This is a genomic window from Legionella sp. km772 (assembly GCF_003989735.1).
Taxonomy (GTDB): Bacteria; Pseudomonadota; Gammaproteobacteria; order Legionellales; family Legionellaceae; genus Legionella.
In genome coordinates this window covers 1-1,592 of sequence record NZ_RZGQ01000331.1, presented here as the reverse complement: position 1 = coordinate 1,592, position 1,592 = coordinate 1, and the positions used below count along the sequence as shown (strand labels likewise).

The following is a 1,592-nucleotide window of genomic DNA, read 5'->3' as shown; positions in this document are numbered from 1 at the left end:
GCATCATCATACTATCAAAGTTCCTATCGCGGGAGAGGGGGTAGATCGAAGTGAAATTAAAAAATCTGTGACCAATTCAAAATAAAATCTTGTCTATAAAAACTTCAGGGACGTTGCCTAAATATGAATAAAATAATTATAAACTTCACTAAGGATAATCTTGATGAGTGCGATATTGGGACTGCTATAACAGAAATTCCTTTTCATCTACAAATCAATGCAAATAATAAATTAGAATGTTCAGTACTAACGGCCGCTAGGGAAGTTAAAAGATTACAGGTTGTATTTCAGAATGTGAAGACAATAGGAGATATAGAGCACTATATAATAAAAATACTCAGCTTTTTAATGATTTGTTATGGTGAGTTAAAATCAATAGTGTCTGTTTTTCAGGTTAATGTTGAGGGAATAAAAAGGGATATAGCAAATGAGTTAGAAAATAGTCTGATTCATGGTAATAAAACTGACTGTATGTTTTTACATCTCAGTTTTCGTATTTATATATTTTCGCACTCAAATAAAGATAGATTTCAAGATCTCTTTGATCAATGGTCAAAATTGTTCACCCAATTTGAATTTATAAATTCCGTTTTTTTACATCTCACATGCGTGAATAAACCCCAAATTGATATACAGAATATGTTGTTTGTTCAATTATTTGAGCCCTTATATGAATTGGTCTCTATAGATGAAAATAAGAAACCTAATGAAACTATTCACAATTTGATAAATATTTTTAATTTGAACATAAGTAAATTTAATTTTTGGCCTATTGAAACGAGGCATTTAATAGAAGATACCATTCTGCAACTACTAGAATTAGGCAGGAAATCTATTGAGCATATTTCATTAAGAGAAAAACTTAGTTATCTGATTAGTAAGCATGGACAACTTATCTTTAAGAAAGAGAGCGAAGATGGGAAATTAGAAAAATTATTAAGACTTTTAACGAAATCAAGAAATAGAATAGCACATATAATAACCATCAATAATAAAGAAGAATATTTAGATGGAGATCAGTGCTTAACTTATAACATCAAACTTTATTTTTTGTTCAGAGTAATTGTGTTACATCTAATTGGAGTTAAAGAAGATGAATATAAAATTCATCTTGAAACAGCTATTAAAAATATAAATGAACATTATACAACTCTTTAAAATTTAACGCTCTACAAGCCCGTATTAGACAAAGTCGTAATACGGGAAATCATATTCGTTATAGCAGATACAACCCAATAGATTTTTACATACAACTAAAATACGTGGAACAAATGGGACAGGTGGGACACCGTTACTTACAGGGCTGTAGGCGTTCCACCACCAAAATCAAAAATGGAACGGGTGGGACAATTAGTACTCATCGGACCAAACTTTCTCGGTGAACACATAGCATCTGGGAATGCCAACCCCTTTAATTCTTCGTTTCTGAGAGGCTTTGCCGTCATTACCAGGAATTATCCAGCCAGCATTGATAACTCATGTTACGCACATAAACTTGTAGTTTGACTAAAAAGCATTAGAATTCCGCCCTTAATTTTAGGGAGGGAATTAAATGGATATGCTTGATCTTTATAGTGATTATTTGATTTTCC

Annotated in this window: 1 protein-coding gene; it reads left to right on the top strand. The window is 31.5% G+C overall.

The window, feature by feature from the left end; genetic code table 11:
- The first annotated feature begins 123 nt into the window (after positions 1–123).
- On the top strand, positions 124–1,158 hold the full coding sequence (locus ELY15_RS15690) for a HEPN domain-containing protein (RefSeq protein WP_127101679.1): 1,035 nt from the start codon (positions 124–126) through the stop codon (positions 1,156–1,158).
- The last annotated feature ends 434 nt before the right edge of the window (positions 1,159–1,592 follow it).